Origin of the sequence: Winogradskyella wichelsiae, assembly GCF_013403925.1 — a bacterium.
Lineage (GTDB): Bacteria > Bacteroidota > Bacteroidia > Flavobacteriales > Flavobacteriaceae > Winogradskyella > Winogradskyella wichelsiae.
The window spans coordinates 717,608-731,119 of record NZ_JABFDJ010000002.1 but is presented as its reverse complement, the minus strand read 5'-3'; the positions used below and the strand labels follow the sequence as shown (position 1 = coordinate 731,119).

General features: G+C 32.4%; 15 protein-coding genes. 1 reads left to right on the top strand and 14 read right to left on the bottom strand.

Annotation, left to right across the window (positions count from 1 at the left end):
- Positions 1–116 precede the first annotated feature (116 nt).
- From atpA to HM985_RS06770, 14 genes are all read right to left on the bottom strand, one after another.
- Positions 117–1,697 (bottom strand): F0F1 ATP synthase subunit alpha, encoded by a 1,581-nt coding sequence (gene atpA, locus HM985_RS06835; protein WP_179375522.1) that lies wholly within the window; start codon positions 1,695–1,697, stop codon positions 117–119.
- A 58-nt stretch (positions 1,698–1,755) separates the two neighbouring features.
- The gene (gene atpH, locus HM985_RS06830; protein ID WP_179375521.1) at positions 1,756–2,292 is read right to left on the bottom strand and encodes an ATP synthase F1 subunit delta; all 537 of its coding nucleotides are present in this window, start codon (positions 2,290–2,292) and stop codon (positions 1,756–1,758) included.
- A 5-nt stretch (positions 2,293–2,297) separates the two neighbouring features.
- On the bottom strand, positions 2,298–2,798 hold the full coding sequence (locus tag HM985_RS06825) for a F0F1 ATP synthase subunit B (RefSeq protein WP_179375520.1): 501 nt from the start codon (positions 2,796–2,798) through the stop codon (positions 2,298–2,300).
- A gap of 97 nt (positions 2,799–2,895) precedes the next feature.
- Positions 2,896–3,090, bottom strand: coding sequence for an ATP synthase F0 subunit C (gene atpE, locus HM985_RS06820; RefSeq protein WP_179314141.1), 195 nt, complete (start codon positions 3,088–3,090; stop codon positions 2,896–2,898).
- A 38-nt stretch (positions 3,091–3,128) separates the two neighbouring features.
- Positions 3,129–4,292, bottom strand: a complete 1,164-nt coding sequence (atpB, locus tag HM985_RS06815; protein WP_179375519.1) for a F0F1 ATP synthase subunit A — start codon at positions 4,290–4,292, stop codon at positions 3,129–3,131.
- A gap of 89 nt (positions 4,293–4,381) precedes the next feature.
- Entirely contained in the window at positions 4,382–4,774 is a 393-nt protein-coding gene (locus tag HM985_RS06810) for a DUF6168 family protein (RefSeq protein ID WP_179375518.1), read from the bottom strand.
- Complete coding sequence (locus tag HM985_RS06805; RefSeq protein WP_317167126.1) at positions 4,767–4,985, bottom strand: AtpZ/AtpI family protein; 219 nt, start codon at positions 4,983–4,985, stop codon at positions 4,767–4,769. The genes HM985_RS06810 and HM985_RS06805 overlap by 8 nt, the downstream gene beginning before the upstream one ends.
- Positions 4,969–5,391 (bottom strand): bactofilin family protein, encoded by a 423-nt coding sequence (locus tag HM985_RS06800; protein WP_179375517.1) that lies wholly within the window; start codon positions 5,389–5,391, stop codon positions 4,969–4,971. Before HM985_RS06800 ends, HM985_RS06805 begins: the two co-directional genes overlap by 17 nt.
- A 16-nt stretch (positions 5,392–5,407) precedes the next feature.
- On the bottom strand, positions 5,408–8,017 hold the full coding sequence (porW, locus tag HM985_RS06795; RefSeq protein ID WP_317167125.1) for a type IX secretion system periplasmic lipoprotein PorW/SprE: 2,610 nt from the start codon (positions 8,015–8,017) through the stop codon (positions 5,408–5,410).
- A gap of 187 nt (positions 8,018–8,204) precedes the next feature.
- Positions 8,205–8,927: an ABC transporter ATP-binding protein gene (locus HM985_RS06790; protein WP_179375516.1), complete on the bottom strand. Its 723-nt coding sequence runs from the start codon at positions 8,925–8,927 to the stop codon at positions 8,205–8,207.
- A 14-nt stretch (positions 8,928–8,941) separates the two neighbouring features.
- Positions 8,942–10,420 carry a DUF5687 family protein gene (locus tag HM985_RS06785; RefSeq protein ID WP_179375515.1) on the bottom strand — a complete coding sequence of 493 codons (1,479 nt, stop codon included), beginning with the start codon at positions 10,418–10,420 and terminating at the stop codon, positions 8,942–8,944.
- Positions 10,421–10,472: 52 nt separating this feature from the next.
- Positions 10,473–11,162: a hypothetical protein gene (locus HM985_RS06780; protein ID WP_179375514.1), complete on the bottom strand. Its 690-nt coding sequence runs from the start codon at positions 11,160–11,162 to the stop codon at positions 10,473–10,475.
- A complete protein-coding gene (locus HM985_RS06775) occupies positions 11,159–11,794 on the bottom strand; it encodes a hypothetical protein (protein WP_179375513.1) in 636 nt (211 codons plus the stop codon). Before HM985_RS06775 ends, HM985_RS06780 begins: the two co-directional genes overlap by 4 nt.
- A 6-nt stretch (positions 11,795–11,800) precedes the next feature.
- On the bottom strand, positions 11,801–12,133 hold the full coding sequence (locus HM985_RS06770; protein WP_179317141.1) for a PadR family transcriptional regulator: 333 nt from the start codon (positions 12,131–12,133) through the stop codon (positions 11,801–11,803).
- A 140-nt stretch (positions 12,134–12,273) separates the two neighbouring features.
- Between HM985_RS06770 and HM985_RS06765 the strand changes: the two genes are divergently transcribed.
- Entirely contained in the window at positions 12,274–13,332 is a 1,059-nt protein-coding gene (locus tag HM985_RS06765) for a ferredoxin--NADP reductase (RefSeq protein WP_179375512.1), read from the top strand.
- Positions 13,333–13,512: the final 180 nt, after the last annotated feature.

Below are 13,512 nucleotides of genomic sequence, written 5' to 3'. Positions count from 1 at the left end.
CATACTCTTTGACTATGCGCAGAGTGACATTCCGTTTAAAACCTATTTTATTTATTAAAATTTAGAATTATAAGAACAATTTAACTGCGCTTATAATTCTAAATTCATAGCTTATATTAAGCTTTGTATTTCGCAGATAATTCTTTTGCTACACTTGTTAATGTATCAATAACTTCATCTGTTAATTTACCAGCCTTAAGTAAATCTAAAGTATCTCTATGCTTTGCATTTAAGAACTCTAAATAATCACGTTCAAATTCTTTTACTTTCTCTACAGGAACGTCTTTTAATAAGTTCTTAGAACCAGCATAAATAATTGCAACTTGATCTTCAACTTTAAAAGGATCATTTTGCGCTTGTTTAAGAATCTCAACGTTACGCTTACCTTTATTAATTACGTTTAAAGTTACAGCATCTAAATCTGAACCAAACTTAGCAAAGGCTTCTAATTCACGATACTGAGCTTGATCTAATTTTAAAGTACCAGATACTTTCTTCATCGATTTAATCTGCGCGTTACCACCAACACGAGATACAGAAATACCTACGTTAATTGCTGGACGAACACCAGAGTTAAATAAATCACCATCTAAGAAAATCTGACCATCTGTAATCGAAATTACGTTAGTTGGGATATATGCTGAAACGTCACCTGCTTGTGTTTCAATAATTGGTAAAGCTGTTAATGAACCACCACCTTTAACTAAAGGTTTTAAAACATCTGGAAGGTCATTCATTTCTTTAGCAATAGCATCATTATTAATGATTTTTGCAGAACGTTCTAATAATCTTGAGTGTAAATAAAATACATCACCAGGATATGCTTCACGCCCCGGTGGACGTCTTAATAATAAAGATACTTCACGGTAAGCAACTGCTTGTTTTGATAAATCATCAAATACAATTAAAGCTGGTCTACCAGTATCTCTAAAATACTCACCAATAGAAGCTCCTGTAAACGGTGCATAAACTTGCATTGCTGCAGGATCAGATGCGTTAGCTGCTACTATAGTAGTATATGCCAAAGCTCCTTTTTCTTCTAAAGTTTTAGCAATAAGTGCTACTGTTGAAGCTTTTTGCCCAATAGCAACATATATACAATATACAGGCTTTCCTGCATCGTAAAATTCTTTTTGATTTAAGATGGCATCAATACAAACTGCAGTTTTACCAGTTTGTCTATCTCCAATTACCAACTCACGTTGACCTCTACCAACAGGAATCATAGCATCAATCGCTTTAATACCCGTTTGTAATGGCTCAGTTACTGGCTCTCTATAGATAACACCTGGAGCTTTACGCTCTAAAGGCATTTCGTAAGTTTCACCCGAAATTGGTCCTTTACCATCAATCGGATTTCCTAAAGTATCTACAACACGACCAACAATACCTTCACCAACTTTTACTGATGCGATACGTTCTGTACGTTTTACTGTAGATCCTTCTTTAATTCCTACTGAAGTTCCTAAAAGTACAATACCTACGTTATCTTCTTCAAGGTTAAGTACAATACCTTCTGCACCACCATCAAATTCAACTAATTCGCCATATTCCGCATTAGCTAATCCGTAAGCACGTACAATACCATCACCTACAGTTAATACTGTTCCTACTTCGTCTAATGAAGCACCTGCTTCGAAGCCTGAAAGTTGTTGTTTTAAGATTGCTGATATTTCAGCTGGTTTTACTTCTGCCATCTTTATTTAGATATTAGTCGCTAGATTATTTTGACGTTAAACGCCTATCTAACGCTTCTTAATTTAATGTAAATTCTCTTTTTAACTTATTTAATTTGTTAGAAATACTCGCATTATATTGAATATCACCAACACGCAATACAAAACCACCAATAATGCTTTCGTCAATTACGTTTGTTACTTCTGCTTCTTTACCTGTAAGCTCTTTTACTTTAGCTAACACTTTAGATTTCAAATCATCGCTTAAAGGAACTGCTGTAGTTACAGTAGCCACTTGTGTACCATTCATTTCATCAAATAAATGCGTATAACTTATCGCTACATCATTTAAAATTGCTAGTCTCTTATTAGAGATTAAAGTGTCCACTAAATTAACTGTAATAGCGTTAGTATCTTTAAATACTGCTACTAATACTGCTTTTTTATCTGAAGCTTTTACTACAGGACTTTGAAGCATTTGACTTAAATCTTCACTTTGTGCAATAGTATCTGTGATTAATTTCATATCACTATTTACTGCATCCGTAGATTTCTGATCTTTTGCTAAGCTTAAAACTGCTTTAGCATATCGTATTGCCGCTCTTGATCCTGACATTTATCTTAGTTTAAAGTTGCTTCTCCTAACATAGACTCAACTAATTCTAGTTGTTTGTCTTTATTAGATAATTCTTTACGCACTACTTTTTCAGCAATCTCTAAAGATAAACCTGCTACTTGGCTTTTTAATTCTGCCATAGCTGCTTTCTTTTCACTTTCAATAGCTGCTTGTGCTTGGATAATCATTTTATTGGCTTGCACCTGTGCTTCTGCTTCTGCTTCAGCAATCATTTTAGTCTTAAGTTCACGCGCCTCTTTAATCATCGTCTCTCTCTCTAAGCGTGCTTCTTGTAATAATTTTTGATTGTCTGCTTGCAAGTTCGCCATTTCGCGTCTTGCTTTTTCTGCTGCATCTAATGCTCCTTGAATACCTTCTTCTCTTTCAGTTAAAGAACTGATAATAGGTTTCCAAGCAAATTTTACCATTAAGAAAATTAATAATAAAAGTAATACAGTTTGCACTGCAAATAATCCTGGTGAAAAATCGTTTAATAATGTTTCCATCTTATTAAATAATTAAATGTTTTTTTAATTTCTTTTTTAAAATAAAATAGGCTCTGCAACCAACCGTTGCAGAGGCGCTATCTTGTTTTTTTTGAGCTTACTTCCCTAAGATTAAAGCACCGAATGCTAAACCTTCTAAAAGTGCTGCAACAATAATCATTGCTGTTTGGATTTTTCCAGCAGCTTCAGGTTGACGAGCAATACCTTCCATTGCTTTTCCACCAATTTGACCAAGTCCAAAACCTGCTCCGATTACGATTAATCCTGCTCCAATTAAATTGTAAGTTACCATTGTAAAATATTTATATAGTTAAATTAAAAAAACTCTTCTTAGACAAAATCACTTCTTACGTCTTCCGCATCAACAACTTTGTGATCATGCTCATGATCATGTTCCGCAACTGCCATACCAATAAATAAAGCAGAAAGCATTGTAAAAATATAAGCTTGTAAAAAGGCTACTAAAACCTCAATAAACATAATTAATACAGAAAGTATAAAAGATAACCCTGTTGCACCTGCAACACCTAATGTATCTTTCATTACAAACATAATAGCAATTAACGCCATTATTACTGTGTGACCCGCTGTTATATTAGCAAACAAACGCACTAATAAAGAAAAAGGCTTAATAATAAATGTACCAACCAATTCTATAACGGCTAATATTGGTCTAATTAAAATTGGTACGCCTGGCATCCATAAAATGTGCATCCAGAAATCTTTATTACCGCTTACCGCATAAATAATAAGTGTAAAGATGGCTAAACATGCCGTTACGGCAATTTGACCTGTAACATTAAAACCAAGAGGTGTTAAACCTACCATGTTTAAAAGCCAGATAAAAAAGAATACGGTTAACAAATAACCTGTAAATTTTCTATAATGTTTTTCCCCAATATTTGGTCTAGCAATTTCGTCTCTAACATAAAGCACTAATGGCTCTAACACGCGACCAAAACCTGTAGGGATCTTCTTTGTTTTATATTGCTTTGCTAATCTAACAAACCAGAAAAACATTAATAACCCAATAACTAAAATACCAACAACACTCTTTGTAATAGAAAAATCTAAAACTCTAGCACCATTAGTAGCATGATGCTCGGCATCAAAATTAACAGCTGTTGCTCCAGCTTCTAATTCGTATATTTTAGAATGAATTTTAGCGAATTTTAAACCGTTTTTTTCAACGATAACATGTCCATCATCATTATGATGAAATTCTGAAGACATAAAAGTTACTAATCCATCAGAAGACCATAAAATCATCGGAAGTGGAAAACCAGCATGCTTACGTTCTCCCTCATCGCTAGTATAAGAAAAGAAAGTAAAGTCATGAGAATCCTGAAGGTGATGCGAAATATATGCATCGACTTCCTCTCTGGTATCTATCTGACCGCCATCCTCATGAGAAGACTGGGCATAAATAGTTGTTGACAAGAACACTAAGACTGTAAGTGCTAAAAATTTAAAACTTTGTTGAAATATCCTCATTGTTAAAAAAATCAAAAAAATTACTCTTTTCAAATTCGCTGCAAAAGTACGTAATTTATTAAAAATACAATATTTTTTATTCTTAATATTTAATCCTCATTTTGCGCTAGAATTTTCACTACAAAAAATACCTCAAGCACTAAAAACAAGAGCAATGGCAACAAAAGACTTAACCGCTCTACCATTGTTAAAGTTTCTAAACTAAATACAGAAGATTTAAATGCTAAAAAAAACAAACCCCCTTTAATAAAAAGTGTTGGTAAATAAATAAATCCTAATTGAGGTTGAAAACTTTTTATGCTAGAAAACAATTTTAAATGAATACAGATTAATAAAGACGCTATAACCAAAAACACATTGGTATCCCAAAGATTAAACCGAACAGTCTTGTTAGATTCGTTAAGAACAAATTCTTGTGAGAAATGAATAATAAGAAACAATACCGCAAAAGATGCAGCATAAAGCATAAGTGATTTAATCATCTTCTTTAGACACTTTTATAACTTGTGAAATTACCAAATATATAGATGCAAAAACAGACAAAAGGGTTAAGATAGTATCCCAAAAATCCTTCTCGTACTTTGCATCTAACCATTGCCCTAAATAATGGCCAAGAAAAATAACACCTCCCATTTGAATCCCAACGGCGGTGAATCTAATAAACTTACTTGGATTATTATTTGCTTTGGACACTTTGCGCTTTAGCAGACTCGTTAGTTAGTGACTTTACATTACCCTTCATAGAACAAGTAGCATTAAATGTTGCTCCTGGCTCTACAGCAAGCTTATTAATGTGTACTTCTCCTTCAATATTTGCAGTAGCTTTTAAAGACAACGTGCCCGAAAGGATAAGCTTACCTGAAAATTTACCTTCAAAATCAGCATTTTCACCTTGTAAGGTTCCTTTAATGTAACCAGATTTACCAACAACAATTTTACCAGACGTTTTAACGTTACCCTCTACAGTACCGTCAATCCTAAATGGACCTTGACTCTCTATATCACCAACAATTTTAGTGCCCTGAGCTATTATATTTTGTTGCGTACTTGTTTCCATAATTGTTTGTAGTTTTGGTTTTTTTCTTTCTGAAGAAAACATAATGATTCTTTTTAAATTACTTTAGTTCTAAATAGACATTCAAATTTTTATGTCGTTGAATGATTGCATAATTTGGTGATGAGATAGCAAAGTAAGGTCTTGTAATTTTTGGCTTTACAGCTCGCCCGTTTTTATCTTTTTCTCCTGTTTTAAGCAATTCGCCAAATCCATTTGCACCTCCAATGCTTTTTAAGCCATGCACAACAATAAAAGTGGTATTCTCATCGTAAACATCTTTTGATGTATTAAGATCAAAGTATGTGATTTTGGCAACTTCCTCATCTAACGTTTTTATAAACGCTTCGACATCTTCTCCTGAGTTATTTTTAAATTGATAAATAACATTGAATTTACCTGCATCATCATCAGAAATAAATTCTTTTTTAGCTAAAACCGGAACGGCATTCTCTAAGATATCTTGTGCTTTCTTTCCTTCAACTGTATTTCCATAAGTTAAAGCGATATAATTAATACCTTCTTTGTAAGCTTCAAAACCATAAAGCCTACCTTTAGCTGAAGCTTTTATAATTTCAAATTTAGGCACAATGTCATCTCCTTCTAATCGCTTAATCTGCGTTTCGGCTTCTGCTATTACTGCCGCATACTCTTCTTGCTCAAATTGATTATAGAGCTTTGTATATATTGCTTCTGGACTGTTTTCGTCTTTAGATAATTCTGATTGTGGGTTTAAAAGAATTTCTGCATACCTCGAATCTGGATAACCTTTTATAATGGCCATTTTCATCGTTTCTGCTCTTGCGCTTAAACCTAACTCTACGTAAATACGATACAAATTATATCTTGAAGGTAGTATTAATCGATCTTCAGGCTCGTTGCTTAAAAGTTTTTCAAGCTTATCTTTTGCCAACTCAAATTCCTTAAATTTCTCTTTATAGATAATACCCAACTGATAATAGGCAAAGTTGCGCTCTTTAACTATACTGTCAATATCTTTTTGATCTGTTGGCAAAGAGGCTAAATATATTTCTGGATTAAAACGCTCGTCTTCAACCTCAGCATCTCCACCTAAATCATCTTTATCTTCGTTTACAATATCTGCTCTCTGATTGGTAAGTCTCCAATTATCTTGAAGTTTGCGATCTCCCCAAAGTTTTAGAAATTCATTTTTACCATATGCTACAGTTGTAGAATTGTAAAAATAAAAAGTACTCTTACCACTATTGTTACTTGCAGAATTAAGATCTTTAGACCTACCTGTTGAACTACTTAAAGCTCTTGACACATTTAGGTTTTGAGGTGTTGGCACTGATTGATTCTTTTGTTTCTCTATAACTTCATCTTGTCGCTTTTTTTCTTCTAAAGCCTTTAAACGCTGATTATCTGCATATTTTGTATAAACTGCTAATTGCTCCTCTTTAGGAAGGTTTACAATTCTTATAATACTATCATCAACCTGTGCGATACCTTCATAATAAATAACATCGTCTAAGTTTTCACGCTTCTTTTTAATAACTCTAAAAGGTTTTGAGTTTGTAACCATAGCCGTCATAGTGCTATCGTAATATGCGCCTGCTGTTTTATAAATATTTCTATCGAAATACATATTTCCTAGCGTCTCATAATCAAGCGACTTTAAATATTTATCTGACGTAATTTTTCTAAGTGACTTGTTATAGTACACTTCTGAAATACTATCTGACACATTATTGCGGTAATATTCTGCAATACGATAATGGATTTTATCTAAAAAGGGTCTATTCTCTCTATTCTCTTCTAAATCAACAAGGTATTCTTCAAAAACTACTGGATCTACAGTTGAAAAATCATAATTGTTCGTTTTTTCAATGTGTGCGTTAATGTAAAATGATCTTGGTATTTGACGATGCATTTTTATAATAGCATCGAATTCTAAATTTGCGCTATCTTTTTTACCAAACTCGTTATATAATTGTGCTTTAATAAAATGATAACGTGCTTTTTCTCTTTTAATCTTAGTGTTTTCTGCAGCTATAGAAAGTTGAGCAATAGCACTATCTTTAGATTTTATATTAATATAAGCCTGAGCTAGTGTTGCTGTAGCATCTGCTAAATCTTGCTCTTCTAATTCTTCTTCCTCTAATAAACGTTTTAGTTTATCAATTGCACCACGATCATTATCTAAACGCATACTTGTTTTTTCGCGCCAGATTTTAACTTGATTAATTTTATCGCTAGTTGGGTATTTATTAAGAATATTATTGAAAGCTGCCATAGCAGGAACAAAACGTTGATCGAAGTAACGTGCTTTTCCTAAAAGTAAATAAGATTCGTCAATTTGAGGGTTTTTTTCCTTACCATCAAAATTCATACTATGCTTCTGAATGGCTTTTATCGCTTTTTCTTCAGCACGCTCAAAGTCTGCATTTTCAGTTTGTCCTGGAAGAAAAATGTCATCTTTTATCTCCATACGCTCTACAGGCAAGAGATTCCAGAAGTCTTCAGTAAATTCGTTGTTTACATTATCTATACCTCGCTGTAAAGCAATATTACCATTATAAAGTATATTGAACTCTGTAGTTAAGGCGTGAAAATTTCGATTTATAAATTTATCCTTCTTGCGCGAACAGCTTTGAACTAGCATCATCACACAAAACAAAGGCAATATAAGTTTGTAATAGGTTTTCAACGTTGGTTCTATTTGATTAATAGATAACTAAAACACACCGTATTTAGTGTGTTAGTTCGTAAAAATAAGCATCTTTTTGAACTTCTAATATTATTTAATCGTTTTTTGAGTAACTACAACAGGCTTCAACATAAAAAGGCTCGTAACTAACAATTAATTACGAGCCTTCAATTATAAATATAAACGATTATTCTTCTTCGTCAGAAAATATTGTGCCACCAGAAAAGTGTGCTTCTAATTCTTTTAAAGTTTCTGGATTTGTTTCTAAATCTTTAACCACATTTCCTTTTTCTAAAACCACAATACGCTCACAAACATCCGTTACGTGAGTTAAATCGTGACTGGATACTAAAACTGTAACACCTTGTTTTTGGGCTAAATCTTTAATAATTTGCTTTAAACGAATTTGCGTTGTTGGATCTAGATTCGCAAATGGCTCATCTAAAATGATAACTTCAGGATGACCAATAAGCGCGGCTACAATTCCTGCTTTTTTCTGATTTCCTTTACTTAAATCTCTTAAGTATTTCTTCTTCCCAATAATTTCACCATTAAAGAAGTCTTCAAACTTAGCGGTTAAATTATCGATATCTGCTTTATTTTGCCCTCTTAATTCTCCAATAAAATAAAAGTATTCTTCTGGTGTTAAGTAACCAATTAAGAAACTTTCATCTATAAAAGAGGATGTAAACGGTTTCCAATCTTCGCTTTCATCTACAACTACATTATTACTGGTAATGTTTCCTGTTGTTGGCTTAATTAAATCGAGCAATAAACTAAAATAGGTTGTTTTCCCTGCTCCATTATTTCCAACTAAACCAAAACTTTGGCCTTTAGGAATGCTTAATTCTTCAATATTTAGAACTGTAGTTCCGTTATATGTTTTGGTAAGATTTTTTGTATATATCATGATGAGATGTATTATTAGTTATCTTGACTAAAAGCGTCAATCATTTTGTATTTAGAGTTGATATATTTCTTGGTTATGAATTTCATTAATTTTTTATGAAACACAATACCCGCAACTCCAAGTACCATTAATAAAGCTATTGCTGCCGCAAAACCTACAAGCCAATTTACAAGTCCAAATAACCCCATTGGAACAATCATTAATGGAATACCAATTAACCATTGTACAGCTCCGGTACCTTGATAATTAAAGGCTGCTTTTTTATCTAAATTTATTTTTTTTCGGTTATAAGAGCCTCCCCAAAGAATGACGTGCGTATTAACACCAATGTTATAAATTGCCGCTGCAAAATGTGCAATTAAGATTTTATAACCAAAGTAAACATAAGGAATTCCTAGAACAAATAGAATTACGACGCTAATTACCATAAGGATAAATTTTGAACGTAAATATTGTTCGTATTTAATGTTCTGACTCATTAGTAATTTATAATAACCACTATCCCAAGCCGGAATAAATTGCCCAAAATTAATAAGAAAGAATCCTGTAGAAAATATACCGATTAAAGCAAACATAAATGTCATTTCTCGATACACTGGCTGTGGATAAAAGAACAATCCGTATAGGACACCAATAAACAATAGAAACACCATCGATTTGGTTCGTTTATTTCTCCAAATCAATTTTAAATCGAGTTTCATAAAAGGTGCTATATCACCAAAACGCTCTGTCCAAGATAAGTCTGAAGCATTTACTTCAGTTACTTTAGATTTTAATGAACTGTCTAAATACAATTTCTTCTTTAAGATTTTAAAATTGAAACCGTAACATAATCCTAAAATTATAATTGGAATTAATATAAGAATTGGATGATGCGCAATGGCCAAGAATCCACTTCCTATTAAAGATGTCATTGGTAGAATTTCAAAATAATTTAACCCAAATAAAACACCAATGATAACAATTATTGGTAAAAATGATATTTCGGATTCTGCTGAAAATGCTTCAATTATAAAATTCAAGAAATTAATAATGAGTACCGAAATCATCATCGTAAACATCCAAGTTAAAACTAAAGATGTTTCATAACCATCACTTACTAACATAAAGCTAAAAGGAATAATGGCAAACAGAGGTAAAAAGTTGAAAAATGAAAGTGCCGATTTCCCCAAAACATAATTTACAACAGTAGCGCGTTTAATAGGAAGCGTTAACAACGGTTTCACACTCATTACTGGTAATTTTTGTAAAAAGAAACGCATTAGCAAATCTGCAATAATCCAATAAAACAGGTAATTATTTGCAACTACAAACGGATCTTGATCTGGAAAACCTTCTTTTAGTAAATAAAGTAATCCAATACCTAATCCTATAAAAACAGCAACAAAATAGAGCGCAAATAATACCATGAAGATATTAATTACCATATTCTTTTGCCAATAGGACGAACGAAAATATTGTTTCCACTCGAGATTGAGAAAATGTTTTATCATAATGTAATGATGGGTTGGTTATATGAGATAAGTATCAAAAAAGAAAAATTTGTTACAAACTAAATTCCGGATAAGCTTCATTCAGTAATTTTTCAGCCTTACTAGGAATTACCTCTAGACTGATGTAATTTATTAACGTTAAGGCCGTAAATGCTAAAGAAAAAAGAACTAAAAAATAGGCATTTTCACCAAAGCTTTCTGGAATTTGATACACATTATATAATTGCGACATAAAAACAAACATTGTACTACCCGCTTGTTTAAAAATCATTTCTTCGAGCATCCATTTTTTATTAGAAACCTCTTTGCGTTGCCTAAACTGCTTGTTGAGTTGAATACTTTTATAAGTACACCAAACTAATATAACCCCAAAAAACACCAAAGCTAAAGCTGTCGTATACACAGTTGAAAACGCCACATAGAACATTAAAAACAAAGCAATAGTCGCGATAATTTGTGGCATCTCGAACCATTTTTTAAGCTCAGTCCACAAATAACCTCTATAGCGTTTGTTCATAGCTTTACCTTTTTGCTCAATGGCATCCATAAAACCAAAAATGCCAAATTTTTTAAAGGCTCTGTTTTTAGCATCTTCAAAACTAATTTTAGATTCTTTTTGCCATTGGACTTCTATGTCATTGGCTAAATGATCTACCAGTTCTGTTTGTAAATCGTAATGTTCTACAAAATGTTGTCTTGTAAAAGCGTAGAGTTCTTGTATTTGGGATTCGGTTAGTTTCATGTTTCTCTTACAAGATTAATATATTTCTCTATAATTTTTCTTCTATTGTTTTCAATTACAATTACCGCAGAAAGACTTAATAAAAGCGAAATGCTAAAGTATAAGACTAATACTGTTGGTGTTTCGAATAAATAATCTTTTAAAACACCAAACGTATATAAAAACACAGAGGGAAGTGAAGTTATACTAAACAATGATTGCATAGATTGAACTTTTTTTAATGCTTTAGAATACCTAATTTGATAATATATAGGATAAAGTAACAAAATTGCCAGTGTCGTTAACCAAATAAAGCTAAAGGTCTTTAAACTAAAAAGATTAAATATTATATACCCAAAAATTTCTAATGCGATAAATATTACTACAAATTTTAATTGATAAAAAAACTTTGCAAACTGAACCCAAAGCAACTTTTGATAACTCCAATGAATCGTCTTCTTCTGTTTCTTATCAAACTCTAATATAAAGTTAACTTTACTTAATAAAAAATCTTCAATAATAACATAAGCAGAAGAATCTTCGAACTCTGTTGCCAAATGATCTATTAATTCAACTCTAATATCAAGATGTTTTATCTTTTTATATATGAGAAAATCATCTATAAATTGTATGTCTTCTTTTTCTAACCTCATCACAACCTAAGCTAATTTAGGATTCACTAACGCCTGCATCGTTTTAATATAGTCTGCTAATTCTTCTAGCTTATTAACGGTTTCTTTGGTCCCAGTTTCTGTGAGTTTATAATATTTACGCAATCGGTTATCTACTTTTGCAACTTCGACATCTAACAAACCTTCTGCTTCTAACTTGTGTAAAGCCGGGTATAATGCACCTTCCGTAATTTTCAACTCACCTTTAGTTAATTCCTTTACCCTTTGGGTAATCTCGTAACCATACATTTTATCGTGCTCATTTAATAGCTTTAAAATGATAGTCGTTAAACTTCCTTTATATAATTTTGAATTGCTCATCGTCTCACAAATATATACATAATTTTCTTATGTATAAGAAACTTAGGTATGTGTATTTATTAAAATTTTAGACCTCTCAGGCTTTTGATACCCTTTAGGTATGCAACAGAATGTCTATCTTTGCACAAAATTATTTTTTGATGTCACAATTTCACTCACTCACTATAAAGTCAATCGACAAGGTTACAGACCAATCGGTTGCGATTACATTTGACGTTCCTGAAAATCTTAAGGAAAAATTCAGCTTTAAAGCCGGACAATATATTACTTTGAAAACCACTATTAATGATGAAGATATTCGTAGAGATTACTCTATTTGTGCTTCAGAAAAAAGTGGAAATCTAACCGTTGCAGTTAAGGCTGTTGAAGGTGGAACATTTTCAATTTATGCTAATAATACACTAAAAGCTGGTGACGTATTAGAGGTTGCAGAACCTAATGGTCGTTTTACATTTGAAGCTAACGATGCTAAAACAAGAACCATTGCTGCTTTTGCTGCAGGAAGTGGAATTACACCTATTTTAAGTATTGCCAAAACCCTTCTAGAAAACGAAGCGTTTAGTAACTTCATACTCGTTTACGGAAACAAATCTTCTAAAAACACCATGTTTTTTAAAGAACTTGTAGAATTACAAGCGCAGTATGGCAACCGTTTTCATGTTCACTTTATATACAGTCAAGCTCGAGAAGAAGATGCTTTATTAGGTAGAATTGAAAAAAGCACCGTTAACCTCATCGTTAAGAACAAATACAAAGAGGTAACGATTGAAAAGTTTTACCTCTGTGGCCCAGAACAAATGATCCATACCGTAAAAGATGTTTTAATTGAAAACGGAGTAAAGGAAAAAGCAATTGCTTTTGAATTATTTACAGCTCCTGTTGAAGCAGAAACGACTGCTGCTACAGATTTACCTTCTGGTGAGACTAAAATAAAGGTTTTAGTTGATGAAGAAGAATTTGAATTCAGCATGTCTCAAGAACAAACCATTTTAGAAGCTGCATTAAAACAAGATATTGACGCCCCTTACTCTTGCCAAGGCGGAATTTGTAGCAGTTGTATTGCAAGAGTTACTGAAGGTGAAGCTAAAATGCGACAAAACAATATCCTTACAGATAGTGAAGTTGCCGAAGGTTTAATTTTAACATGCCAAGCGCATCCAACTTCAGCTTCTGTTGTTGTGGATTATGATGATGTTTAATCTTGATTATTAGATTAGTTAGATTTTTGGATCATTAGATATACAGACCTTTCATGTTTTAATAACGTGAAAGGTCTTTTTATTTACGATAGGTTCTCGATATAAAAGTCTGAAAAAATGAATTTCACTCGAACTGACGTGTAATAATCAAAAGAATGAACGTCACTTCGAGTGGTTTTT

Bases quoted from the DNA above. Each gene is read 5' to 3' on its own strand.
- atpA (WP_179375522.1), bottom strand. From the start codon at position 1,697: ATGGCAGAAGTAAAACCAGCTGAAATATCAGCAATCTTAAAACAACAA.
- atpH (WP_179375521.1), bottom strand. From the start codon at position 2,292: ATGTCAGGATCAAGAGCGGCAATACGATATGCTAAAGCAGTTTTAAGC.
- HM985_RS06825 (WP_179375520.1), bottom strand. From the start codon at position 2,798: ATGGAAACATTATTAAACGATTTTTCACCAGGATTATTTGCAGTGCAA.
- atpE (WP_179314141.1), bottom strand. From the start codon at position 3,090: ATGGTAACTTACAATTTAATTGGAGCAGGATTAATCGTAATCGGAGCA.
- atpB (WP_179375519.1), bottom strand. From the start codon at position 4,292: ATGAGGATATTTCAACAAAGTTTTAAATTTTTAGCACTTACAGTCTTA.
- HM985_RS06810 (WP_179375518.1), bottom strand. From the start codon at position 4,774: ATGATTAAATCACTTATGCTTTATGCTGCATCTTTTGCGGTATTGTTT.
- HM985_RS06800 (WP_179375517.1), bottom strand. From the start codon at position 5,391: ATGTTTTCTTCAGAAAGAAAAAAACCAAAACTACAAACAATTATGGAA.
- HM985_RS06790 (WP_179375516.1), bottom strand. From the start codon at position 8,927: ATGATATATACAAAAAATCTTACCAAAACATATAACGGAACTACAGTT.
- HM985_RS06785 (WP_179375515.1), bottom strand. From the start codon at position 10,420: ATGATAAAACATTTTCTCAATCTCGAGTGGAAACAATATTTTCGTTCG.
- HM985_RS06780 (WP_179375514.1), bottom strand. From the start codon at position 11,162: ATGAAACTAACCGAATCCCAAATACAAGAACTCTACGCTTTTACAAGA.
- HM985_RS06775 (WP_179375513.1), bottom strand. From the start codon at position 11,794: ATGAGGTTAGAAAAAGAAGACATACAATTTATAGATGATTTTCTCATA.
- HM985_RS06770 (WP_179317141.1), bottom strand. From the start codon at position 12,133: ATGAGCAATTCAAAATTATATAAAGGAAGTTTAACGACTATCATTTTA.
- HM985_RS06765 (WP_179375512.1), top strand. From the start codon at position 12,274: ATGTCACAATTTCACTCACTCACTATAAAGTCAATCGACAAGGTTACA.